Consider the following 21,443-nt stretch of genomic DNA (forward strand, 5'->3'; position numbering starts at 1 on the left):
CTCGTCCCGCTAGCCTGGCGGCATGCCTGTGACCTTTGCCGACGTCGCCAAGTCCGAGTACATCCTGCTGACCACCTTCACCAAGGACGGCAGGCCCAAGCCCACCGCGATCTGGGCCGCTCCGGCGGGTGAGGCGCTGATCGCCATCACCCAGGAGAAGTCCTGGAAGGTCAAGCGGATCCGCAACACCTCACGGGTGACCATCGCCGAATGCGACCGCGGCGGCAAGCCCAAGGGGGAGGCAGTCGAGGCGACCGCCACGATCCTGCCGAAATCGATGAACGGCAAAACCTACGACGCCCTGGGCAAGCGGTACGGGCTGCTGGGCAAGACCTTCAACTTCTTCTCCAAGCTGCGCGGCGGCATGGAGAAGAACGTTTCGATCGAGATCAAACCGGTTAACTAATTCTGCTGTGACCGACCAGGCTGCAAAGGCGCCGACGTTCGAGGACGTCTACCGCGAGAAGTATCTGCTGCTGACCACATTCACCAAGGACGGGCGGCCCAAGCCGACCCCGGTGTGGGGCGTCCCGCACGAGGGCAAGCTCCTGATCAGCACCGACGACGGATCATGGAAGACCAAGCGCATCAAGAACACCCCACGGGTGACCATCCAGAAGTGCGGTGTGCTCGGCAAGGTGAAAGGTGAACCCGTCGAGGCGATCGCACGCAATCTGCCGAAGTCCGAGACCCGACGGGTGTTCGACATGGTGACCCGGCGCTACTGGTGGCACGCCTGGTGGTGGATCCCGCAGGCCATCGTGCGCGGCGGTGTGGACAAGGTACACGCGGCGATCGAGGTCGAACCCCTTCCCGACTAGGAACCTCCGCCACTGCCCGGTCGTTGGCACACTATGGCGATGAGGCTGTTTCTGCTCTACGTGGTGGTCGAGCTGGCCGTCCTGGCGGCACTGATATCGACGATCGGTTTCGGCTGGACCCTCCTGCTGGTCGCCGGCGCGTTCCTGCTGGGACTCGCGCTGGCCGGCTCGCAGCTACGCCGCCACCTGCGCCGGTTGCGGTCCGGCCTCACCCTGGCCGACGCCCAGGGGGCGGTCACCGACAGCGTGCTCGTCGCGCTCGGTACGGTGCTCGTCGTGATTCCCGGTGTGGCCAGTTCCGTACTTGGTGCGCTGCTTCTGCTGCCGCCCACCCGTGCCGCCGCGCGCCCCGTCATCACCGCGATGGCGGCTCGGCGCGCCCCGCTGATTGTCGGGGTGGGCACCGTCGGTTCCGCAGCGGCCGGCCGCCCGACCTACCGGGGCCAGGGCGAGTACGTCGACGGTGAGGTGATCGACGTCCGTGACGACGTCGGTGGCGGCGCCGACATCCGCCCTGCCATCGAGCAGCGCCACCTCCCGGAGTGACCACCACCCATCTGCTGCTCAACGGTCGTGTGCACAGCCCGGCGATGCCGGATGCGACAGCGATGGCCGTGCGCGACGGGACCGTCGCATGGCTGGGCAGCGACGAGGTCGGGCGGGCCCAGTTTCCCGACGCGGCCGTCACCGATCTCGACGGCGGGTTCGTCGCGCCGGCTTTCGTCGACAGCCATATCCACACCACGGCAACGGGTTTGACGCTGACGGGCCTCGACCTGCGCGGTGCGACGTCGCTGAGGCACTGTCTGGACCTGCTGGCGGCCTACGCGAGATCCCATCCCGGCGGGGTCATCTGGGGGCACGGTTGGGACGAATCGGGTTGGCCGGAGCGCTGCGCGCCGAGCACGGGCGACGTCGACGCCGCCGTCGGCGGGCAAGCGGCCTACCTGGCCCGTGTCGATGTGCATTCGGCGGTGGCGTCGACGGCTCTGCGCCGAGCTGCCGATGTGGGGGACGAGGTGCCGCTGACATCCGATGCGCACCACAGAGTCCGCCGCGCTGCCCGTGATCGCCTCACCGCCCAGCAACGCACCCAGGCCAGAGCGGCGGCGCTGGATGCCGCGGCGGCTCTGGGGGTGGTGGCTGTCCATGAGTGCGCGGGCCCCGAGATCGGGGGACTGGACGACTGGCTGGAGCTTCGCGCCCACGACCACGGCGTCGAGGTCGTGGGTTACTGGGGCGAGCACGTCGCCACCGCAGCCCAAGCCGTCGAGCTGCTCGCGGCGACACAGGCCCGCGGGCTCGCGGGCGATCTGTTCGTCGACGGCGCCATCGGCTCACGCACCGCATGGCTGCACGAGCCCTACTCCGATCTCCCCGACGGATGTCCGACGCCGACCGGGAACACCCACCTCGACGCCGACGCGGTCACCGCCCACCTGAGCGCGTGCACCGAAGCGGGCATCACCGCGGGATTTCACGTCATCGGGGACGCCGCCGTCACCACGGTCGTCTCGGCGCTCGACTCGGTCGTCGACCGGTTCGGGGTCGCGGCGGTCGCGCGCTGCGGCCACCGTCTCGAGCACCTCGAGATGGTCACCGACGAGCAGGCGGCACAGCTGGGCAGCTGGGGCGTGATCGCAAGCATGCAGCCCAATTTCGACGCTCTGTGGGGCGGGAACACAGGCATGTACGCCCAGCGTCTCGGCGCCGCTCGGGCCGCGGGGCTGAACCGGTTCGCGCTGTTAGCATCCCAAGGCGTGCCACTCGCCTTCGGTTCGGACAGCCCGGTCACCGACATGAACCCGTGGGCCACGGTGCGCGCGGCGACCCGCCATCACACGCCCGGCAGTGCCATCTCGGCGCGCGCGGCGTTCGCGGCGGCGACCAGGGGCGCCTGGCGTGCCGGGGGCGTACGGGACGGCCTGATGGGCACCCTCGTCCCCGGGGCGCCCGCCAGCTACGCGGTATGGGATGCCGACAGTTTCGAGGTCAGCGCTCCGGCCGACGCGGTGCAGCGTTGGTCCACCGATTCGCGATCCAGGGTGCCGGTGCTGCCTGCGCTCGACGGCGCCCTCCCGACGTGCCGGCAGACCGTGCACCGGGGTTCTGTCATCCATGGGTGAGACGCGGTGGCAGCGGTTCGGCCAGAAGGTCGTGGATCGGCTGCCCACCTTGTCGGTTGCGATCGTGGCCGGCCTGGCTCTGTGTGCGAGCTTCCCGCCGTTCGGATGGTGGTTCGCAGCGATCCTCGCGTTCGGGTTGCTCGGCTGGGTGCTCAGCCGCGCCGCACGATCAAAGGCCGGAGGCGCCGGCTACGGCCTGGTCTTCGGCCTCGCGTTCTACATTCCGCTGCTGCCCTGGATCAGCGGGCTGGTCGGGCCGGTGCCGTGGCTCGCGCTGAGCTTCGTCGAGGCCCTCTTCCCAGCCCTGTTCGGGCTGGCCGCGGTCGCTGTGCGCCGCCTGCCGGGCTGGCCGCTGTGGTTCGCCGGACTGTGGTCGGTGCAGGAGTGGCTGAAATCCACGGTCCCGTTCGGCGGGTTCCCGTGGGGGGTGGTCGGGTTCTCTCAGACTGGGGGTCCGCTGCTGCCGCTCGCCTACGTCGGCGGGGCGCCGCTGGTGTCCTTCGCGCTGGTGCTCATCGGGTTCGGTCTCGCAGCGCTCGTGCTCGAGATCGTCACCTGGTGGCGCCGCGACGCGGCGGCGCGCGCTGCGGCGCCCCCGTCGGTCGTGCTGCCGGGACTGTGCATCGCAGTCGTACTGCTCGGGTCGACGCTGGCCTGGCCTCATGTCCGTAAAGCCGGTCTCGGCGCCGGTGACGAACCGCCGGTCACCGTCGCCGCGGTGCAGGGCAACGTGCCCCGTCTCGGCCTCGATTTCAACGCCCAGCGGCGGGCAGTCCTCGACAACCACGTCCGCGAGACGCTGCGGCTGGCCGACGACGTCCGGGCCGGCCGGGCACCGCAACCCATGATGGTGGTGTGGCCGGAGAACTCCTCGGACATCGACCCGATTGCCAATCCCGATGCTGCCCAGGAGATTTCGTCGGCAGCGGCGGCTGTCAACGCTCCGATCCTGGTCGGCGGTGTGGTTGCGGCGCCGGGCTACAGCCGTAGCAATCCGGTGTCGAACAACACCGTCATCGTCTGGAATCCCGAGACCGGTCCGTCGGACCGCCACGACAAGCGCATCGTGCAACCCTTCGGTGAGTACCTCCCGTGGCGTGGCTTCTTCAGCAAGTTCTCGTCCTACGCCGACCGGGCGGGCTATTTCCTCCCAGGCGATGGCGATGGCGTCGTGCACGCGGCGGGCGTGCCGGTCGGCATCACGACGTGCTGGGAGGTCATCTTCGACCGCGCGGCCCGCGAATCGGTGCGCAATGGCGCGCAACTGCTCGCCGTGCCCAGCAACAACGCCACCTTCAACCAGGCGATGAGCGAACAGCAGCTGGCGTTCGGCAAGCTGCGGGCCGTCGAGCACGACCGCTACGTCGTAGTGGCGGGAACCACAGGGATCAGCGCGGTGATCGCCCCCGACGGCCACGAGATCGCCAGGACAGGGTGGTTCGAACCGGCCTACCTGGATCAACAGGTCCGTTTGAAGACGACCGTGACGCCGGCCACGCGCTTCGGCCCGTACCTCGAGGGTGCGCTGGCCGCCCTCGGCGTTTCGGGCCTTCTCTGGGCCATGCTGCACAATGGTGCACTGCCCGCAGTACTCGTGCCCGCAAGATTGAGGGGTCGGCGATCGGCCGCCGACACGGACAAAGGAGCCACATGAGCGTCCCCGGTGGCATCGACGACGGCGGCGAACCGGCTGACCGTCCCAGCGCGCGCACCCTCGTGATCATCCCGACGTACAACGAGCGCGACAACCTGTCGACGATCGTGTCGCGGGTCAACGAGTCGACGCCCGACGTGCATGTGCTGATCGTGGACGACGGCAGCCCCGACGGCACGGGTGAGCTGGCCGACGAGCTCGCCATGGCCGACCCCGACCGCGTCCATGTCATGCACCGGACTTCCAAGGACGGGCTGGGCGCGGCCTACCTGGCCGGATTCGCGTGGGGGCTCAGCCGTCAGTACACCGTCCTGGTGGAAATGGACGCCGACGGAAGCCATGCCCCCGAAGAGCTGTACCGCCTCCTGGACAAGATCGACGCCGGTGCAGACCTCGTGATCGGTTCGCGCTACGTCGACGGCGGTCGGGTGCGCAACTGGCCGCGGCGGCGCCTCGTGCTCTCACGCACCGCAAACACCTACTCGCGGCTGCTGCTCGGGGTGGAAATCCACGACATCACCGCCGGCTACCGGGCCTACCGCAGGGAGGTGCTCGAGAAGATCGACCTCGCCGCCGTCGACTCGAAGGGTTACGGCTTCCAGGTGGACCTGACGTGGCGATCCATCAACGCAGGATTCACCGTCGTCGAGGTGCCGATCACCTTCACCGAACGCGAACACGGCGTTTCGAAGATGGACGGCTCCACCATCAGGGAAGCCATCATCAAGGTCGCCCAGTGGGGTGTGCGTGCGCGCGTGGACCGCGCGCGCGGAAACGCGCGCTGACTATCCGCGACGGCGTGTCTTGACGATCTCGAGGCGCTCCTTGAGCAGCTCTTCGAGTTCCTCGACCGACCGGCGCTCCAGCAGCATGTCCCAGTGCGTACGCGGCGGCTTGACCTTCTTGGGCTCCGGCACGTCACCTTCGACGAGGGTGCCTTCCAGGCCGTTGCGGCACAGCCACGTGCCGGGAATCTCGGCGTCGTCGGCGAATGGGACGTCGAACTCCTCGCCGTTGTCGGTGCGATAGCGGGCAACCTGACGCGGCGCCAGGTCGTGGTTGCGGTCCGTCTCGTAGCTCACAGCTCCGAGGCGGCTGCCCCTCAAAACACGATCAGCCATCGTCAACTCCTCTGCTAGTGCTCTCGTTCCGGGACTTCGCCGGAGGTGAAGCGGCAACCGCTTCGCCGGAGGCGAACCGGCAACCGCTTCGCCGGAGGCGAACCGGCAACCTACGTCTAACGCAGATACCCGACGTAGAGTTCCCGACTCGACCGACGATGATACGCGGAATATGAGGTCGTCCCGTCTACAGTCGGGCTCGTGACCTCGCTGAGCCCCGCGACGACCACCCGACGGCGCCCTGCGACCTGCCGGTGGTGCGGGCGGGAAGTGGCCGACGCCGGCATGGGGCGGCGCCGCCAGTACTGCAGGCAGTCGTGCCGTCAGCGGGCCTACGAGCAGAGGGCCCTGGTCAAGGGGACCTCGGTGCCTGCCGACGCCGTGGTGCTGTCCGCCGAGGAGGCCTCGGTGCTCGCCGATCGCGTCTATCAGGTCCGGTGCGCTGCCGAGGACATGGCGACGGCCCTCGAAGAGGGTGCCGGCGCTGAGGAACTGCGCGCGTTGTGCGATGCGGTGATGCAGGCGGCACGCGCCGCGGACGGCTGGCGCTAGCCCCGCCACGGGACCCGATCGCCGGTACTCTTAGCGCGTGACCAGCGCCGATCCCGGCATCACACCGCCGCCGCGGGTGTGGCGCTTCGACGATTTCGTGCTCGACGCGGGCCGCTACGAACTGCGGTCCGGTGAGACCGTCATCAAGGTCGAACCCCAGGTGTTCGACGTGCTCACCCAGCTGGTGAGCAACCACGAACGCTTCGTCACCAAAGAAGAACTCTTCGACAGCGTGTGGGGAGGGCGCTTCGTCGGAGAGGCCGCGCTGACCAGCCGCATCAAGGCGGCGCGGCGCGCGCTGGGCGACGACGGCGAATCGCAGCGGTATATCCGCACCGTGCGTGGTCGCGGCTACCAGTTCGTCGGGCAGCTGCGCATCGAGAACCCGGTGGCGCTGCCCGAAACCGAGCCCGAACCCGACGCGCCGCGCCAGCACATCGCGTTCACCCGCGCCGCAGACGGGGTCCGGCTGGCCTACGCGGTCTCCGGTGACGGGCCGCCGCTGGTGCGCGCCGCCAACTGGATGACGCACCTGGGTTACGACATAGAAAGCCCTGTCTGGCGGCACTGGGTGCGCGACATGTCGTTGCGGCACAAGTTCATCCGGTACGACGAGCGCGGTTGTGGGCTCTCGGACTGGGAGGTCGACGGCTTCACGTTCGACGACTGGGTGACCGATCTGGAGTCCGTCGTCGAGGCCCTCGGGCTCGAACGTTTCCCGCTGCTGGGGGTCTCGCAGGGAGGAGCGGTCGCCGTCGCCTACGCCGCGCGCCATCCAGACAGGGTCAGCAGGCTCGTGCTCTGCGGGGCGTACGCGCGAGGTCGTGCCGTCCGAGCCATGAACGACGACGAAAAGCGCGCTGCTGCACTTGATCTCGACCTTGCTCGGGTGGGCTGGGGGCGCGACGACCCGGCGTTCCGTCAGGTCTTCGCGGCGCAGTTCCTGCCCGACGGGACGCGAGCCGACTGGGCCGCGTTCGACCAGCTGCAGCGGCGCACGACCTCACCGGAGAACGCCGTGCACTTCCTGGAGGAGTTCGCGCGCATCGACGTGCGGGACCTCTGTGTCGAGGTGCAATGCCCGACGCTGATCCTGCACTCCCGCGACGACCACCGGGTGCCGATGCGCTACGGCGAGGAGCTCGCGACCCTGATCCCGAACTCCCGGCTGGTCGCCCTGTCGAGCAACAACCATCTGCTCACCGGTTCGGAGCAGGCCTGGCGGGTGTTCTGCGACGAGGTGCAGGCCTTCCTGGCCACCTGATCGCTTCGTGGAGATCTCCACGCGATCTCCACACAATCTCCATGTAAGCGCTGCGGCCGCCGATCATGCTGAGGGCATGAGAAAACACACCCGCACACTGCTCGCCGGGGTCAGCACGCTCATCGCCTTCGGGACTTTGTCGGCGTGCTCGAATTCCTCCAACACCTCCGAGGCCACCTCGCCGTCCCAGCCGGCGCCCGAGTCGTCGACTGCGGCGCCGTTTCCCGCCTCGGCCCGTTACATGGCCGACATGACAGCGCCCGACGGCAAGACGATGACGATCGGCATCAGCGTCGACGGCACCTCGGTCGCGGCCTACGCGTGCAACGGGACCGACGACGAGGCCTGGTTCTTCGGCAATCAGACCGACGGCGCCATCGATCTCAAGTCCCGCTTCCGCGACACCCTCGACGCACAATTCAACGGAACCCAGGTGACCGGCGAGGTCACCATGAACGACGTCGAATACACGTTCAGCGCCGCATCCGTCACGGGCGTGGCCGGCATGTACACCGCCGAATCCGACGGCGTGCGCGCCTCGTGGGTGGTGCGTCCCGACCGGTCGGCGGTCGGGGTGCAGTTCAGCGGGTTCCAGCAGGGCGACCGCAACTTCGATGTGTTCAACCTCGACGAACTCAGCGATTTCGACGTCCGCAACGACGTGCGCAACAAGCGCACGCTGGGTCCCGCGGGCCCGATCGCGTTCCCTCCCGGCGCGGGCCCCCGCGCGACCATCAACGGGGTCAGCGTGGCGCCGACACTCGTGACCGGGACGTTCCGGCTCGGCTGAGGGATCCTACGGCGCAAAAGTCACGCCTGACCGTGCCACTCTGGTATCTCTGACGTCGTGGACGAATGGTTCGAGCGCAGCCCGTTCGTCGGATTCGTTCCGTGGATCATCTACTGGGTCGTCGCCGACGGGCCGAGCACCTGGATGTTCGGCGCGATCTGCGCTGTCATCTCGGCGCTCATCCTGGGGATGTCGGCCGGCTTCGCCGGGGTCCGGCTGCTCGACATCGTCACCGCGCTGTTCTTCACCGTCGTGACGATCTCCGGCCTCATTCTCGGGGCCGCGGACCGCGACTGGATGGACACGTACGCCACGACGCTCTCCAGCGGTGTGCTCGCGGCGATGGCGTTGGGCTCGTTGGCGTTCGAGCCGTTCACAGCCCAGTACGCGCCCGCCACCGCGGCCCGTCAGGACTGGGAGGAGGCCGCGTTCCGCCGTACCAACCAGGTCCTGACGCTGATGTGGGCACTCGTCTTCGCGCTGATCGCGGTACTGGGCTATCTGGCGGTCATGGCTCCGGCGACGGTGCACCTGACCAAAGCCGTCATTCCGGTCGTCGTCATCGTCGGCGCCATCGGGATGACGCTGACCTACCCGAGCAAGGCGCGGGCAAAGGCCCGGCAGGACGCCGCCCGGTGACCGGGTTCAGCAGCTGAAAAGTGCCGCCGACTCCGGTGGCGGCGTCACCTCGGCGAGGCAGCCGAACGGCGACACGCCGTCTGCGGCGATGCGTACCGCCGCCCTGTGCGCATAGTTCACGCAGTACAGCCCGGACCCGTCGCTGCGGCACCGGTTCTCGCCGAATGCCAGCGACTGGCCCGGTGCCAGCTCGGTGCCGGTCCCGGCGGCGAACGGGCCGGGATCACCACGTAGTGCCCCGACCGAGAGTGACGTACCGGAGAATTCGATCCAGCCCGGCTTCCACATACCTTCGGCCTGCGCCGGGGGCGGCGGAGGAGATGCCAGATCCAGAAGGCAGGTCAGCGCGCCCGCCGCGGAAATGCACTGGGTGGTGCTGTGCGGCGGCCCGGACGGGGCGACGAAGGCGATCTCGTCGCCGAGCTGGGTCGTCACCCCGTCCCGGAACGCGACGTGGAATCCGCCGGCGTCCACGGGTGTGCCCGCCTCGATCCAGCCGATCACGTCGCCGACAGGGGCACCCGCGGCGGGTGTCCCCGCCGCTGACGGGGCCGGCGATGCCGATCCCGTCGCAGGTGAGGGCGTTGTCGTCGGAGCCGGCTCGGAAGGCTGCGACGACTCAGCCTGGCCTCCCACCGACTGGGAGCAGGCCGCCACCAGGGCGCTCATCGCGATCACAGCAGCCAGGCGCATTCGGCCAGGTTAGCGAGCGGACACGGATCCGATGGTCAGGCAGGCCGGGCGAAGGTTCGCTACCGTCGGCAGAATGCACGAACACACCGTCCGGGTGAACACCGCTTCGGGCACCGTCGAGGGCTTCACCCGTGACGGGGTCAACCGCTGGCGGTCCATTCCGTACGCGAAACCCCCCGTGGGCCCGTTGCGGTATCGCGCACCCCAGCCGGTGCAACCCTGGCGCGGGGTGCGTTACTGCCATGGATTCGGCTACTGCGCGCCTCAACAGCGGATGTACACGATCCTGGCGCCGGGCAGGTACCAGCCGACCGGTGAGGACTGCCTGACGCTCAATGTGGTCGCCCCGGAGGACGCCGCCGAGCGGCCCGACGGACCGTTGCCTGTCATGGTGTTCATCCATGGCGGCGGCTATCTGCTGGGCAGCTCGGCCACGCCCGTATACGACGGCGCATCGCTGGCCCGCCGAGGGTGTGTGTATGTCTCGGTGAACTACCGGCTGGGCGCGCTGGGCTGCCTGGAACTGTCGTCGCTGTCGACGCCCGAGATCACCATCGACGACAATCTCTTCCTGCGCGACCTCGTGATGGCGCTGCGGTGGGTGCGCGACAACGTGGCGGCCTTTGGTGGCGACCCCGGCAACGTCACCATCTTCGGTGAAAGCGCGGGTGCGCATGCCGTCGCGACGTTGATGGCCACTCCCGAGGCCAAAGGACTTTTCGCGCAAGCGATTTCGCAAAGCCCAGCCAGTGGGATGATCAGCGACGCCGACATCGCCGAGGACTACGCGACCCGCTTCGCGCGGCAGATAGGCGCAACTGAGGCCGACGCTGCGCGCGCATTGCTGGCGGCGCGGCCGGCCGACCTGGTCGATGCGCTGGACCGGCTTGTCGTCGAGGGTCAGCGGGACATGCTGGGCGCGTTCGCCATCGGGCCCACCTACGGCACGGAGTTCCTGCCCGAGGACCCCGTCGAGGCCATGAGGTCCGGCGCAGCGCACAGGGTGCCGCTCATCGTCGGGGGGAACGCCGACGAAGGACGGCTGTTCACCCGCTTCCTGAAGTTGCTACCGACGAGCCAGCCGGCCATCGAGCGGTTACTGATGCACGTGGAACCCGATGCGCGACAAAGCATTCTGGCGGCCTATCCCGGATATCCCGGAACGGCCGCGTGCGTGCAGTTCGGCGGAGACTTCATCTTCGGCTCCGCGGTGTGGCAGATCGCCCAGGCACATTCGGCGTTCGCGCCGACCTATGTGTACCGCTACGACTACGCGACCGCGGCGCTGAGGCTGTCCGGGATGGGCGCCACCCACGCGACCGAACTCCTCGCCGTGTTCGACGTCTACCGGTCGAGGTTCGGCAAACTGCTGGCCGCAGGCGTCGACTCGCGCAGCGCACGCAAGGTGACCGACGACGTCCAGAAACGATGGCTGGCATTCGCAGACCGTGGCGTGCCGGGACAGGACTGGCCGCTGTACACCAGTGACGAGCGCGCCGTCCTGGTCCTCGATCGGCGCAGACGCGTCGAGCTGGACCCGCACTCGGAGCGACGACTGGCTTGGGAGGACTTTTTCCTCGCCACTCGGTGAGGTGCCCGACTTGGGCGATTCGGCATGCCCGCACACCCAGGATGTGATTGCGTTGGCAGGTGTCTGCACCCTCTGATTCGTCGCCCGCGGTTCTGCATCCTCTCGATCCGCTGAGCGCCGACGAATTCGCGGCTGTCACAGCGATCCTGCGGCGCGACCGCGGTGTCGAGCCCGGTTCCGCCGCACCGGGATCCGCACAGGGCTGGCGCTTCGCCTCGATCGAGATGATCGAGCCGTCCAAAGCTGAGCTGGCGGGCTTCGAAGATGGTGGCCCGACGCCCCCGCGGCGCGCGGAGGTGACCTGCTTCGACCGATCGGCCAACGCCACCTACAAGAGTGTCGTGTCGCTGACCGAGCAGCGCGTCGAAGCGTTCGACCATGTGCCCGGGGTACAGGCCAACTTCACCGTGGACGAATTCGTCGAATGCGACCGCATGCTTCGTGCCCACCCCGACGTCGTCGCGGCTCTGCGTAGCCGCGGCGTCACCGAGATGGATCTGGTGTTCTTCGACACGTGGACCTACGGGGATGCGGTGGCCCCGCCGGAATACCGGGACCGCAGGATCGGCTGGTCGGACAGCTGGGTCAAAGCCGCGCCGGGGGCCAACCCGTACGCGAAGCTGGTCAGTGGTCTGCACTGCGTCATCGACCTCAACGCGATGGAGCTGCTCAGGGTCGAAGACGAGGGCCCGTTCGCCGTGAACTCCCAGGACGGCACCCCGCGTCCGGTACCGGAGGTCATGGGCGAGTACGTGCCCGCACACATCCCCGAACGCATCCTCGGCGCCTCGACGCGGGAACCACTGACGCCCTTGCACATCACTCAGCCCGAAGGCCCGTCGTTCACCCTCGACGGCAACCTGCTGCGGTGGCAGAACTGGTCTCTGCGTGTGGGTTTCAACCACCGCGAGGGTATGACCCTGCACACGGTGCGCTACCGCGACGGCGGCCGGGAACGGTCGGTCGCGCACCGGATGTCGTTCGCGGAGATGATCGTGCCCTACCGGGATCCGTCGCCGGATCACTACCGCCGCACGGCATTCGACATCGGAGAGTGGGGGCTGGGCTTCATGACCACCTCGCTCGCGCTGGGTTGCGACTGCCTCGGCGAGATCCGCTATCTGAATGCGGTGCTGCACAACAGCAAAGGCGATCCGTACACCATCTCGAACGCGATCTGCATCCACGAGGAAGACAACGCCGTGCTGTGGAAGCACGTCGACCATGAAATCGGTGCGGAAGTGCGCCGGATGCGCAGGCTCACCATCTCGTTCCACGTGACGGTCGCGAACTACGAATACCTGGTGTACTGGCGGCTGTATCAGGACGGCAACATCGAATGCGAGGTCCGCGCGACCGGCATCATGGTCACCACCCCGCTACCGCCGGGAGCTCCGAACCCCAACGGCACGCTGGTCGACGAACGCACCTACGCGCCGTTTCACCAGCACTTCCTGGTGGCCCGGCTGGACATGGACGTCGACGGCTCCGGCAACACCGTCGTGATGTCGGAATCGTTCGCCGAGCCGATCGGCCCGGACAATCCGCACGGGCTGTCCCTGGTCGTCCGCAACACCCCGCTGCGCACCGAGGGGGAGGCCCGACAGGACGTCAACTTCGCCACGCAACGGGCGTGGAAGGTGGTCAACCCGAACGTGGTGACGGCGCTGGGTGCCCACCCGGCCTACAAGCTCGTCCCCAGCGGGGCGATCCCGCCGATGTTCGAGCCGGGATCACCGGTCCTCGAACGTGCCGGCGTCATCGCCCACACGCTCTGGGTCACCCCGCATCACCCCGAGGAGCGCTGGCCCGCAGGTGAATTCGTCAACCAGTCGGTGCGCGACACCGGCTTGTCGCGATGGACTGCCGCCGACCGTCCGATCGAGAACACCGACGTGGTGCTGTGGTACGTGTTCGGCATCCACCACATCACCCGCGCCGAGGATTGGCCGGTGATGCCGGTCGATGTGGTTTCGTTCTGGCTCAAGCCTTTCGGATTCTTCGACCGCAACCCGGCACTCGACGTCGCCGGCACCCCGCCGGACGCCTGCCACACCTCGACCACCAGCGCCCACCATTGAGTCGGCACCGCGACCGCGCGGGTCTGCACGCCGACACGCCGCTGGGCGCGGGCATTTTGCGCTCGCTCGCGGCAGAGTGGAGCCGTGGTCGTCAAGTCCGTCCTGCTGTTCATCCTCGCCGCCGTCCTAGAGATCGGGGGAGCCTGGCTGGTCTGGCAGGGTCTGCGTGAGCACCGTGGGTGGTTGTGGATCGGCGCGGGGATCATCGCGCTCGGCGCCTACGGCTTCGTCGCGGCCTTCCAGCCCGACGCGAACTTCGGGCGCGTCCTGGCCGCCTACGGCGGCGTGTTCGTCGCCGGGTCGCTGATCTGGGGAATGATCGCCGACGGCTTCCGCCCGGACCGCTGGGACGTGACCGGCGCGGCGGTATGCCTGGTCGGCGTCGGCCTGATCATGTATGCGCCGCGATGACTGTCAGCCCAGATGCGCGCTGCCGTCATCGAGATCGTCGCGGTTGAGCCCCATCGGGGTGCCCGACGGTATGTCGCCGGCCGCGACGACCTTGCGGGTGATCGGCGTCAGCGCCTGGAACAGGGCCTCGACCTCGTCGTCGTCAAGTGCCGCGAGAGCCGGCAGGGCCACGGCGTCGGTGTCGTCCTCGATGTCGCGTTTGAGATCGCTTCCTGCAGCGGTCAATTCACCGGAGGCATCGAGCACACCCCGCTGCTGCAGCTGGCCTTGCAGCTGCGCCCACTGCGACTCGTCGTAATCGCGTGACCGCATGATCATCTCCGCGGGCACCTTGCCGGCAGCGGCGTGCAGCACGTTGCACTCCCGTCCTGACACACCGTGGGCGGTGAGCACCGCGACGTGGCCGTCCCCTCGGTGTTCCCGCAGCAGGGTGGCGGCGTGCCACAGTCTGGCCAGTGGCTCCTGCGGCCACGGAAGGGCTTGATTGGCGGCGAACAGGACTCGCCCGCCCACCTCAAGGTCTCTTGTCGCCTCGGACACGAGGTCGGCCACCGTCGCTGCTTCGTGCTGCGTCACACCGCACCGGTCGAGAGCGGCCACGGCCGATTCCCGGCGAGCCTTCAGTGCCGCTTCGGGCGGGGCGACGTCCCATGCGGCGGGCAGCGCCTTGGCCACCCGAGCAGGCGCGAAGTTGTAGAAAGCCGCCGTGACGACGTCGGCGGGCACGCTCCCGAGCGGCGCCGAGCGTGCCGCGAAATATCCCATCCAGAAGCCGCGGTAGCCCAGCGAGTCGAGGGCAGATCTCGCTTCCGGTGCAAAGTAGGTGACGGCGTGCACGGGTTCGATCCGATCGTGCAGACGGCGGGCGAGGGAATGAGGTCTGGGCACGTAGGCAGTTAATCACCACCCTGACCTCGGTCTGCTAGGGTGCCTGCAAACTTCCGACCTGTGACAGGACTGCACACATGAGGAAGGTCGCCGGCCTGCTCGCAATGCTGGCGGCGGTGACTGCCCCGATGGCCGGCTGCGGCCTGACGGTGTCGCGGGGCGTCCCCGCAGTGGCCACCTCGGACCTGCAGTCCGACATCGCGGCCCGTTTCGCCGAGGCGGGCAACAATCCGCAGTCGGTGTCGTGCAAGGATCCGCTCATCGGCGAGGTCGGTCAGACCGCGCGGTGCGACGTCGTGATGAGCCCCACCAACAGCTTCGAGCCCATCGTCACCGTCACGAGCGTCGACGGCGAGGCCATCGACTACGAGCTGATGCCCGCTCTGTCCGAGGAACAACTCGAACGGGCGGTCGCGCGGCTCGTCGACGAGGCCGGGGGTCCGCCGACCTCGGACGTGATGTGCCTGAACGGTCTGCTGGGGGTGATGGGGGAGTCCGCACAATGCGACGTCACCGCGGACGGCGTGACGCTGCGGCGCACGGCCGAGGTGACGAGCGTCGAGGGCCTGATGATGAATTTCGATCTGGTCCCTATCCTCACCAAGGGCGAGGTCGAGAATTCGCTGCTGGGCGATCTGACCCGCCACCTGGGTAGACGGCCCGATTCGGCGACGTGCTCGGGCAACCTGGAAGGCAAGCCGGGCAACACGGTGGACTGTTCGGTGGTCGCCGGTCCGGAAAGCGCGGCGTTCATCGTCACCGTCACCACAGTCGACGGGGCCAGGATCGACTTCAGCTACGCTCCGCGGAGTTGACGCCGCGCAAAAGACTTGCGCGGCAGCAGTTTTCGCGAAGCATCTGTCTACCCACAACGACATCGAAGCCCCGGCGGAATTCGCCGAGGCCTCGATGTCGTGTCGTCAGCTCAGACGCGGCGCTTCTGCTTCTTCGCCTGCTTCTTGGCTTCCTTGCTCACCCTCCTGGCTTCCTTGCCTGCGGTGTCGGCCAGATCGGCGGCGCGGTCGAGTGCGAACTCCGCGCGTCCACGAGCCAGATCCGCCCAGTCGGAGCTCCTGTCGCGGGCCACCTCGGCCAACTCGGGTGCCCGGTCACGCGCCCGTTCGGCCAGGTCCCCGCCGCGGTCCCGGGCGACTTCGGCCCATTCGCTGCCGCGGTCGCGGGCCAGATCGGCGAACTCGCCCCCGCGCTTCTGCGCAACCTCTGCCCACTCGCTGCCGCGCTCCCTGGCAATCTCGGCCAGTTCGCCGCCGCGCTCGCGAGCGATCTCCGCCCATTTGCCGCCCCGGTCGCGTGCCACCTCGGCGAGTTCGGAACCCCGCTCGCCGGCGACGTGGGCGAGCTCGCGGCCGCGCTCGGCGCCGACGTGTAGGCCGTGTCCGACCTTTTCGGCGAGCGCGCTGTCGGTCAGAGAGCTGCCTGAGGCCGCCCCGGCCGGCAGCGCCGAAGAGACGGCCTCGGAGACCTTGCGGGCGGCACGTCGTCCGCGCCACCCGAGCGACGGTTTGCCCTCGGTGTCCACGGCGGCGATGATCAGGCCGCCGATCAAGCTGATGTCGGTGATGAACGCGCGACGCTCGTCGGTCTTGCGCTGCGGGTCGACTTCGTTCCAGAAGGCGTGGCCGCCAAGCGAACTGGGGACGACGGTCAGCGCGAGCGCCGCCGACGCAACGCGAGGAAGTTTGCCCGTGGCCAGCAGGAGGCCGCCGCCGATCTGTACAGCTGCGGTGACCTTGGCGACGGTCTCGGCGTTCGACGGCACATTGGTGCCGACGGGATCTGGCAATTTGCTCAGTCCCTCAAGGGTTTGCCGGGTGGCGTCTGTAGCTGGTTTGGGGCTTCGCAGGGCTTCGACACCCCGCGAGATGAACACTGCAGACAGCATGGGGCGCGCAACACGTCTGATCAACATGGGGCCTGTGTTCCCCCGCTTACGTGGCCGCAAACCCCACGTCAGCGCACGTGCGGGGTACCTTCGGCGACATGGCGTCGCCGGTGTGGGAACGGGTCAGCGCGCATGTGATGCGGTGCAGGTTGGCCTTCTGCGACGTCACCGTCGGCGTCGTCCACGACGACGGCGTGGCGCTGATCGTCGATACGGGCACCACGCTGTCGGAGGCAGGGGCGATCGCCGACGACGTCGCGACGCTCACCGGGTGCCGCGTCGGTCATGTCGTGTTGACCCACAACCACTTCGACCATGTGCTCGGATATTCGGTCTTCGCCGGCGCCGACACGTATTGCTCGCCCGAGGTCGGCCGCACGATGGCAGAGCGCAAACTTTTGTTGCGCGCCGACGCGCTCAACCACGGAGCCGACCCGGACGAGGTCGCCCAGGCGCTGGCCGTGCTGGATCCTCCCCGTGCATCCGTTGCCGAGGCGACGGTCACGCTCGGCGACGTCGCGGTGACGATCAGCCATCCGGGCCGGGGCCATACCGACCATGACGTGATCGCCGTCGTGCAGGACGGGCCCGAAACGGTGGTGTTCTGCGGAGACCTCGTCGAGGAATCCGCCGACCCGTGCATCGACGAAGGCTCGGACCTGACGGCATGGCCGGAAACGCTGGAGCGTGTGGTGACAGCAGGCGGAGAAGGCGTCTACGTCCCCGGGCACGGTTCGCTCGTCGACGCGGCGTTTGTGCTCCGGCAGGCCGCGTGGCTGGCCTCGGGGCGCGGCCACTGAGGGTGCGGCGGGACCCCTGGTGGCGGACGCATCCGGTCCAGGATCGCGCGCAGGGGTGACCACGCCGAGCGGCCGGCCCGCGTCACGGCATAGGCAGTCAACGTCACCTCCGGGTTTCGTAGCGGCAGGATGTCGACCCCGGGACCAGTCGGCCTGCCCAGGGGCAACAGTCCGACGCCGAACCCGCCGACGATGAGGTCCTCGACGAGGTCGAGGCTGTCGATCTGATGGGCGATCGTCGGGGTGAATCCTGCCAGCGATCCCAGCGTGCGCACCGCCGTTTCATCAGCGGTGTTGCGCGAGTTCACAATCCATGTCGATTCCGCGAAGGCGGTGAGTTCGGCGTCGGCGGGCGTGCCGGACGGCACCCCGAGACCCCAGCCGATCGACCACAGCGGCATCGGTTCCAGGCTCGCGGCAGGCGAGGCCGGGGCGAGGTTGTAGTCGTAGGTCAGAGCCAGGTCGAGATCGTCGCCGACGAGCAGTGCGAACGCCTCGATCGGCTCGTACTCGCTGATCACCACGTCGACATCGGGGTAGCGAGTCCGCAGATCGGCGACGATGGGCAGCAGCGAGACCCGAATGCCCGTGGCGAAGCCGCCGATGCGGACGGTACCGGCCGGTTCGGCGTCCGGATCGAGGTCCAGTCGGGCGCTGTCGACGGCCGCGAGGATCGTGACGGCGTGGTCGGCGAGGCGCCTGCCCGCCGGGGTCAGACGCACTCGGCGGCCTTCCGGTTCGACCAACTGGGAGCCGGTGTCGCGCGCCAGCGCCGCGATCTGCTGGGACACCGTCGACGTCGTGAGGTGGTGCTCGTCGGCCACGGCACGCATCGAGCCGAGCCGCGACAGTGCCAGCAGCAGTTCCAGACGCCGGGTTTCCATGCAGGAATTGTCCCCAGTCGGAGCGCACGCAGTCGGTAAGTTCGCCACATGACCGACCTGACCGTCTCCGTCGGCGACGGTGTCGCGGTGCTCACCCTCAACAGGCCGCAGCATCGCAACGCATACACCGGTGAGATGGGAGCGCTGCTCAACGCCGCCTATCGGGGCTGCGACGACGACGATGACGTGAGAGTGATCCTGGTGACCGGCGCGGGCGACGCCTTCTGCGCCGGGGCGGACTTCGCGACACCGGAAAGCCCGTTCGCATCCACCACCGATTCGTTCACCGCGTCACCCACCGACCCCGCCGCGTTCGAGTTACGCACCCCGGTCATCGCGGCGGTCAACGGACATGCCATCGGCATCGGTTTGACGATCGCGCTGCAGGCCGACATCAGAATCATGGCCACTGACGCCAAATACGCTGTCGCGCAGGCGCGCCGGGGTGTGGTCGGGGACTGCATGTCGCACTGGACTCTGCCGCACCTGGCCGGCGGCACCGCGGCTGCGGATCTACTCTTGACCGGCCGTACGTTCGGCGGGGACGAGGCGCTCGCGATGGGGATCGCCACGCGTACGGTCCCGGCTGCCGAGGTTCTGGGCGAGGCGATGTCGGTCGCACGCGACATCGCGACCAACGTCGCGCCGATGTCGGCAGCGCTGAGTAAGCGTCTGCTCTGGGACACGATGGTCAACGGGTATCCGCCACGGCAGGTCGCTCGTCTGGAAACCGAGGCGCACCGCCGGGTGATGGGCAGCGCCGATGCGCGCGAGGGCGTGGCCGCGTTCCTGGAGCGACGCACTCCGCGCTGGACGGCGTCGGTGTCGGGGGAGTGGAAACCGTTGCCGGGGATGGGCGTTGAAGGCAGCACCGCACGGTTCGGGACGCCGGGTTAAGCGAAGAGTCTAAACAGCCCGGCGGCGCAGGAGCGCTGACACACTGGCGGGAGTGCGCAGCGGAAGGAACCATCCATGGCGGTCAGCACGGACAGCGACGTCTCCTACGACCCCTACGACGTCGAGCTCAACACCGACCCATACCCGATCTTCGCGAGAATCCGCGAGGCCGGCCCGCTGTATTACAACGCCGCGCACGACTTCTACGCGCTGAGCCGATACGCCGATGTCGACGCCGCATTGGTCGATCACGAGACGTTCAGTTCCGCGCGTGGCGCCGTCTCGGAGATCATCAAGTCGGGCATGGACATCCCCTCGGGCACACTGATCTTCGAAGACCCACCGATCCACAACATTCATCGCAAACTGCTGTCGCGAATCTTCACGCCGCGCAGGGTCGCGGTCAACGAGGTGCTGATCCGTGCCGCCGAGCAGACCTGATGAACGACTCGTGGGTTCGCGGTGACCTCAGCGGTATCTCGTTTCCCGCACACCCGGTGGCTTTGCGGCAGGGCGGTGTTCGATTCCTGCGCGACGCCTTCAGGGCGTGGGGTGTCCTGAGCGCCGACAACGACGTCACCGGCATCGACCGCTTCGTGGAAGTCGGCGGAGGCAGCACGGGCCGCAAGGTCGTCCTGTCGGTGCGGTACTGCGCACCGCAACCTGGTGTGCATCGCGAACTGTTCGCCAAGTTCTCCCGTGACTTCGACGACGATCTCCGCGACGTCGGGAGAACCCAGATGGATTCCGAGGTCAGGTTCGCCGCGCTGGCACGGTCGCCGGGCTTTCCCATCGCGGTACCCGCGACCCAGTTCGCCGACTACCACGGCGCCTCGGGCACCGGCCTGCTGATCACCGAGCGAATACTGTTCGGAAGCAACGGAATCGAGCCGGCGTACCCCAAATGTCTCGACTACCGGATGCCCGGGCAGTATGAACACTATCGTGCGATAGTCATGGCGCTGGGCCGGCTCGCCGGAGCGCACCGCGCCGGTGCGCTTCCTGCCCGTCTGATTGAGCATTTCCCGGTCGATCTGGCCGCGGCGACGGTGGGGGAGCGGCCCACGCGGGCTCCGGAACAACTCGATCGCAGGCTCGTTCGGCTCGTCGACTTCATCGCGGCCCACCCGGGTCTGTTCCCGGCAGACGTCCGTGCGCCGCAACTGACCTCGCGACTGGCCGCCGACGCGCGGGCGGTGATCGCCGCCGAACCCGCACTATGGCGGCACCTGGCCGCCGCAACCGATCACATCGCGCTGTGCCACTGGAACGCCAACGTCGACAACGCATGGTTCTGGCGCGACGGGCACGGCCTGCGGTGCGGCCTGATGGACTGGGGCTGTGTGAGCCAGATGAACGTGGCGATGGCGTTGTGGGGCGCGCTGTCGGCGGCCGAGACCGATCTGTGGAATCGACACCTCGACGACCTGCTGTGCGCTTTCTGCGACGAGGTCCGCGCCATCGGTGGCCCGGATGTGGCACCGGTCGCGCTGCGCCGGGATCTCGTGCTCTACGCGATTCTGATGGGCGTCACCTGGCTGCTGGATGTGCCCGCGCTGGTCCGGGCGCGCGTGCCAGGCCTCGATGCCACCACCACGCGCGCTGATCCGCACATCGAAGACGACGAGGGGGTCCGGGCGCCGCTCCAGATGCTTGTCAACGTGTTGAACCTGTGGGCGGGAACGGATCTCGGCGACGCATTGCGTGGAATCTAGCGCAGTCCATCCTCGCCTGTCGGTGGGCCACAGGCCGGTGACGGCGTCGATGAGCCCGTGGGCTGCCTCCGGCCACGCAGATCGGGCCCGCGGACCGTGCTGGGCCAGAGCTCCCTCATGCTCGGCGCACGTGTGCATCAACAGGTTTCGCGCCATCACGATGCGCTCGAACCGGACGCGCTCGGGAAGATGGGGCATGCCGTCGTTGATCCCGTTGATCGTCTTTACCAGTTGCGGTGAGGCCGGTGCGTCCTTGGTGACCACGTCCCGATAGGCGGGGTCTGCCATCGCCTGCGCGGCGAAACGTGCATACCGGTCGCCGGCGAGGCCGTGGTCCGGGCCGGCATCGCCGCGCGCAACAGATCCGTCCGCGTACCGAAGTGGTAGCAGACGGGCGTTGTCGCCCTGCCTGGCGGCCTCGCTGATCTGCCTGTTCGAGATCGCATACATGCCCCGTTCGGCGAACAGCCGCTCCGCAGCGGCCAACAGAACGAGGCGGGTGCCTTCGGATCTGCCAGTGGGCAAGGGGCCTGGCTGCGGTCGTCACAGGGCCCGGTGAACACATTGCCGACGGCGGAATTGTTCGAAAATGATGAACGGTATGTCGTAGAAA

Annotated in this window: 22 protein-coding genes and 2 pseudogenes; 18 read left to right on the forward strand and 6 right to left on the reverse strand. The window is 68.2% G+C overall.

Features of this window, described 5'->3' with window-relative positions; genetic code table 11:
• The first annotated feature begins 22 nt into the window (after positions 1–22).
• From ACAG24_RS22235 to ACAG24_RS22260, 6 genes are read left to right on the forward strand one after another with little or no spacing between them, the layout of a single operon-like run.
• Positions 23–406, forward strand: a complete 384-nt coding sequence (locus ACAG24_RS22235) for a PPOX class F420-dependent oxidoreductase (protein ID WP_370474509.1) — start codon at positions 23–25, stop codon at positions 404–406.
• Positions 407–413: 7 nt separating this feature from the next.
• Positions 414–821, forward strand: coding sequence for a PPOX class F420-dependent oxidoreductase (locus tag ACAG24_RS22240; protein ID WP_370474508.1), 408 nt, complete (start codon positions 414–416; stop codon positions 819–821).
• A 33-nt stretch (positions 822–854) separates the two neighbouring features.
• The gene (locus ACAG24_RS22245; protein ID WP_370474507.1) at positions 855–1,367 is read left to right on the forward strand and encodes an FxsA family protein; all 513 of its coding nucleotides are present in this window, start codon (positions 855–857) and stop codon (positions 1,365–1,367) included.
• 44 nt (positions 1,368–1,411) lie between these two features.
• Positions 1,412–2,947 (forward strand): amidohydrolase, encoded by a 1,536-nt coding sequence (locus ACAG24_RS22250; protein ID WP_370474609.1) that lies wholly within the window; start codon positions 1,412–1,414, stop codon positions 2,945–2,947.
• A complete protein-coding gene (gene lnt, locus ACAG24_RS22255; RefSeq protein ID WP_370474506.1) occupies positions 2,940–4,601 on the forward strand; it encodes an apolipoprotein N-acyltransferase in 1,662 nt (553 codons plus the stop codon). Before ACAG24_RS22250 ends, lnt begins: the two co-directional genes overlap by 8 nt.
• Positions 4,598–5,386, forward strand: coding sequence for a polyprenol monophosphomannose synthase (locus ACAG24_RS22260; protein ID WP_370474505.1), 789 nt, complete (start codon positions 4,598–4,600; stop codon positions 5,384–5,386). The genes lnt and ACAG24_RS22260 overlap by 4 nt, the downstream gene beginning before the upstream one ends.
• Here the strand turns inward: ACAG24_RS22260 and rbpA are convergent, their stop codons facing one another.
• Positions 5,387–5,722: an RNA polymerase-binding protein RbpA gene (gene rbpA / locus ACAG24_RS22265; protein ID WP_370474504.1), complete on the reverse strand. Its 336-nt coding sequence runs from the start codon at positions 5,720–5,722 to the stop codon at positions 5,387–5,389.
• A 201-nt stretch (positions 5,723–5,923) separates the two neighbouring features.
• On the opposite strand from rbpA, the gene ACAG24_RS22270 reads away from it, so the two are divergent.
• From ACAG24_RS22270 to ACAG24_RS22285, 4 genes are all read left to right on the forward strand, one after another.
• On the forward strand, positions 5,924–6,274 hold the full coding sequence (locus ACAG24_RS22270) for a hypothetical protein (protein ID WP_370474503.1): 351 nt from the start codon (positions 5,924–5,926) through the stop codon (positions 6,272–6,274).
• Between the two features lie 37 nt (positions 6,275–6,311).
• Positions 6,312–7,538, forward strand: a complete 1,227-nt coding sequence (locus ACAG24_RS22275) for an alpha/beta hydrolase (protein ID WP_370474502.1) — start codon at positions 6,312–6,314, stop codon at positions 7,536–7,538.
• Between the two features lie 76 nt (positions 7,539–7,614).
• Positions 7,615–8,328, forward strand: coding sequence for a hypothetical protein (locus ACAG24_RS22280; RefSeq protein WP_370474501.1), 714 nt, complete (start codon positions 7,615–7,617; stop codon positions 8,326–8,328).
• Between the two features lie 57 nt (positions 8,329–8,385).
• Positions 8,386–8,967, forward strand: coding sequence for a hypothetical protein (locus ACAG24_RS22285; RefSeq protein ID WP_370474500.1), 582 nt, complete (start codon positions 8,386–8,388; stop codon positions 8,965–8,967).
• A gap of 6 nt (positions 8,968–8,973) precedes the next feature.
• On the opposite strand, the gene ACAG24_RS22290 is transcribed toward ACAG24_RS22285, so the two are convergent.
• Positions 8,974–9,660, reverse strand: coding sequence for a hypothetical protein (locus tag ACAG24_RS22290; RefSeq protein WP_370474499.1), 687 nt, complete (start codon positions 9,658–9,660; stop codon positions 8,974–8,976).
• A gap of 73 nt (positions 9,661–9,733) precedes the next feature.
• On the opposite strand from ACAG24_RS22290, the gene ACAG24_RS22295 reads away from it, so the two are divergent.
• The 3 genes from ACAG24_RS22295 to ACAG24_RS22305 all read left to right on the forward strand — a co-directional run bounded on the left by ACAG24_RS22295 (position 9,734) and on the right by ACAG24_RS22305 (position 13,743).
• Complete coding sequence (locus tag ACAG24_RS22295; RefSeq protein ID WP_370474497.1) at positions 9,734–11,251, forward strand: carboxylesterase/lipase family protein; 1,518 nt, start codon at positions 9,734–9,736, stop codon at positions 11,249–11,251.
• A 59-nt stretch (positions 11,252–11,310) separates the two neighbouring features.
• Positions 11,311–13,332 carry a primary-amine oxidase gene (locus tag ACAG24_RS22300; protein ID WP_370474496.1) on the forward strand — a complete coding sequence of 674 codons (2,022 nt, stop codon included), beginning with the start codon at positions 11,311–11,313 and terminating at the stop codon, positions 13,330–13,332.
• 84 nt (positions 13,333–13,416) lie between these two features.
• Positions 13,417–13,743, forward strand: a complete 327-nt coding sequence (locus ACAG24_RS22305) for a YnfA family protein (protein ID WP_370474495.1) — start codon at positions 13,417–13,419, stop codon at positions 13,741–13,743.
• Positions 13,744–13,746: 3 nt separating this feature from the next.
• Here ACAG24_RS22305 and ACAG24_RS22310 read toward each other — a convergent pair whose 3' ends face one another.
• Positions 13,747–14,631, reverse strand: a complete 885-nt coding sequence (locus ACAG24_RS22310; protein WP_370474494.1) for an SCO6745 family protein — start codon at positions 14,629–14,631, stop codon at positions 13,747–13,749.
• Between the two features lie 77 nt (positions 14,632–14,708).
• On the opposite strand from ACAG24_RS22310, the gene ACAG24_RS22315 reads away from it, so the two are divergent.
• Positions 14,709–15,446 carry a DUF4333 domain-containing protein gene (locus ACAG24_RS22315; RefSeq protein ID WP_370474493.1) on the forward strand — a complete coding sequence of 246 codons (738 nt, stop codon included), beginning with the start codon at positions 14,709–14,711 and terminating at the stop codon, positions 15,444–15,446.
• Between the two features lie 110 nt (positions 15,447–15,556).
• Here ACAG24_RS22315 and ACAG24_RS22320 read toward each other — a convergent pair whose 3' ends face one another.
• Positions 15,557–16,561 carry a DoxX family protein gene (locus ACAG24_RS22320; protein WP_370474492.1) on the reverse strand — a complete coding sequence of 335 codons (1,005 nt, stop codon included), beginning with the start codon at positions 16,559–16,561 and terminating at the stop codon, positions 15,557–15,559.
• A gap of 71 nt (positions 16,562–16,632) precedes the next feature.
• On the opposite strand from ACAG24_RS22320, the gene ACAG24_RS22325 reads away from it, so the two are divergent.
• Positions 16,633–17,334 carry an MBL fold metallo-hydrolase gene (locus ACAG24_RS22325; RefSeq protein WP_370474491.1) on the forward strand — a complete coding sequence of 234 codons (702 nt, stop codon included), beginning with the start codon at positions 16,633–16,635 and terminating at the stop codon, positions 17,332–17,334.
• Here the strand turns inward: ACAG24_RS22325 and ACAG24_RS22330 are convergent.
• A complete protein-coding gene (locus ACAG24_RS22330) occupies positions 17,250–18,218 on the reverse strand; it encodes a LysR family transcriptional regulator (protein WP_370474490.1) in 969 nt (322 codons plus the stop codon). The genes ACAG24_RS22325 and ACAG24_RS22330 overlap by 85 nt on opposite strands.
• Before the next feature lie 48 nt (positions 18,219–18,266).
• On the opposite strand from ACAG24_RS22330, the gene ACAG24_RS22335 reads away from it, so the two are divergent.
• From ACAG24_RS22335 to ACAG24_RS22345, 3 genes and pseudogenes are all read left to right on the forward strand, one after another.
• The gene (locus ACAG24_RS22335; protein ID WP_370474489.1) at positions 18,267–19,115 is read left to right on the forward strand and encodes an enoyl-CoA hydratase-related protein; all 849 of its coding nucleotides are present in this window, start codon (positions 18,267–18,269) and stop codon (positions 19,113–19,115) included.
• 75 nt (positions 19,116–19,190) lie between these two features.
• Positions 19,191–19,538, forward strand: a pseudogene (locus ACAG24_RS22340) (cytochrome P450); the annotation flags it as partial.
• Between the two features lie 17 nt (positions 19,539–19,555).
• Positions 19,556–20,830 carry a hypothetical protein gene (locus ACAG24_RS22345; protein ID WP_370474488.1) on the forward strand — a complete coding sequence of 425 codons (1,275 nt, stop codon included), beginning with the start codon at positions 19,556–19,558 and terminating at the stop codon, positions 20,828–20,830.
• Between the two features lie 27 nt (positions 20,831–20,857).
• Here the strand turns inward: ACAG24_RS22345 and ACAG24_RS22350 are convergent.
• Positions 20,858–21,355 (reverse strand): annotated as a pseudogene (locus ACAG24_RS22350) (TetR/AcrR family transcriptional regulator); the annotation flags it as partial.
• Positions 21,356–21,443: the final 88 nt, after the last annotated feature.

The sequence above is a fragment of the Mycobacterium bulgaricum genome (genome assembly GCF_041287165.2).
GTDB lineage: Bacteria > Actinomycetota > Actinomycetes > Mycobacteriales > Mycobacteriaceae > Mycobacterium > Mycobacterium bulgaricum.

Coding starts and splice junctions, on each gene's coding strand:
- ACAG24_RS22235 (WP_370474509.1), top strand. CDS start 23: ATGCCTGTGACCTTTGCCGACGTCGCCAAGTCCGAGTACATCCTGCTG.
- ACAG24_RS22245 (WP_370474507.1), top strand. CDS start 855: ATGGCGATGAGGCTGTTTCTGCTCTACGTGGTGGTCGAGCTGGCCGTC.
- ACAG24_RS22250 (WP_370474609.1), top strand. CDS start 1,412: ATGCCGGATGCGACAGCGATGGCCGTGCGCGACGGGACCGTCGCATGG.
- lnt (WP_370474506.1), top strand. CDS start 2,940: ATGGGTGAGACGCGGTGGCAGCGGTTCGGCCAGAAGGTCGTGGATCGG.
- ACAG24_RS22260 (WP_370474505.1), top strand. CDS start 4,598: ATGAGCGTCCCCGGTGGCATCGACGACGGCGGCGAACCGGCTGACCGT.
- rbpA (WP_370474504.1), bottom strand. CDS start 5,722: ATGGCTGATCGTGTTTTGAGGGGCAGCCGCCTCGGAGCTGTGAGCTAC.
- ACAG24_RS22280 (WP_370474501.1), top strand. CDS start 7,615: ATGAGAAAACACACCCGCACACTGCTCGCCGGGGTCAGCACGCTCATC.
- ACAG24_RS22290 (WP_370474499.1), bottom strand. CDS start 9,660: ATGCGCCTGGCTGCTGTGATCGCGATGAGCGCCCTGGTGGCGGCCTGC.
- ACAG24_RS22295 (WP_370474497.1), top strand. CDS start 9,734: ATGCACGAACACACCGTCCGGGTGAACACCGCTTCGGGCACCGTCGAG.
- ACAG24_RS22315 (WP_370474493.1), top strand. CDS start 14,709: ATGAGGAAGGTCGCCGGCCTGCTCGCAATGCTGGCGGCGGTGACTGCC.
- ACAG24_RS22320 (WP_370474492.1), bottom strand. CDS start 16,561: ATGTTGATCAGACGTGTTGCGCGCCCCATGCTGTCTGCAGTGTTCATC.
- ACAG24_RS22325 (WP_370474491.1), top strand. CDS start 16,633: ATGGCGTCGCCGGTGTGGGAACGGGTCAGCGCGCATGTGATGCGGTGC.
- ACAG24_RS22330 (WP_370474490.1), bottom strand. CDS start 18,218: ATGGAAACCCGGCGTCTGGAACTGCTGCTGGCACTGTCGCGGCTCGGC.
- ACAG24_RS22335 (WP_370474489.1), top strand. CDS start 18,267: ATGACCGACCTGACCGTCTCCGTCGGCGACGGTGTCGCGGTGCTCACC.
- ACAG24_RS22345 (WP_370474488.1), top strand. CDS start 19,556: ATGAACGACTCGTGGGTTCGCGGTGACCTCAGCGGTATCTCGTTTCCC.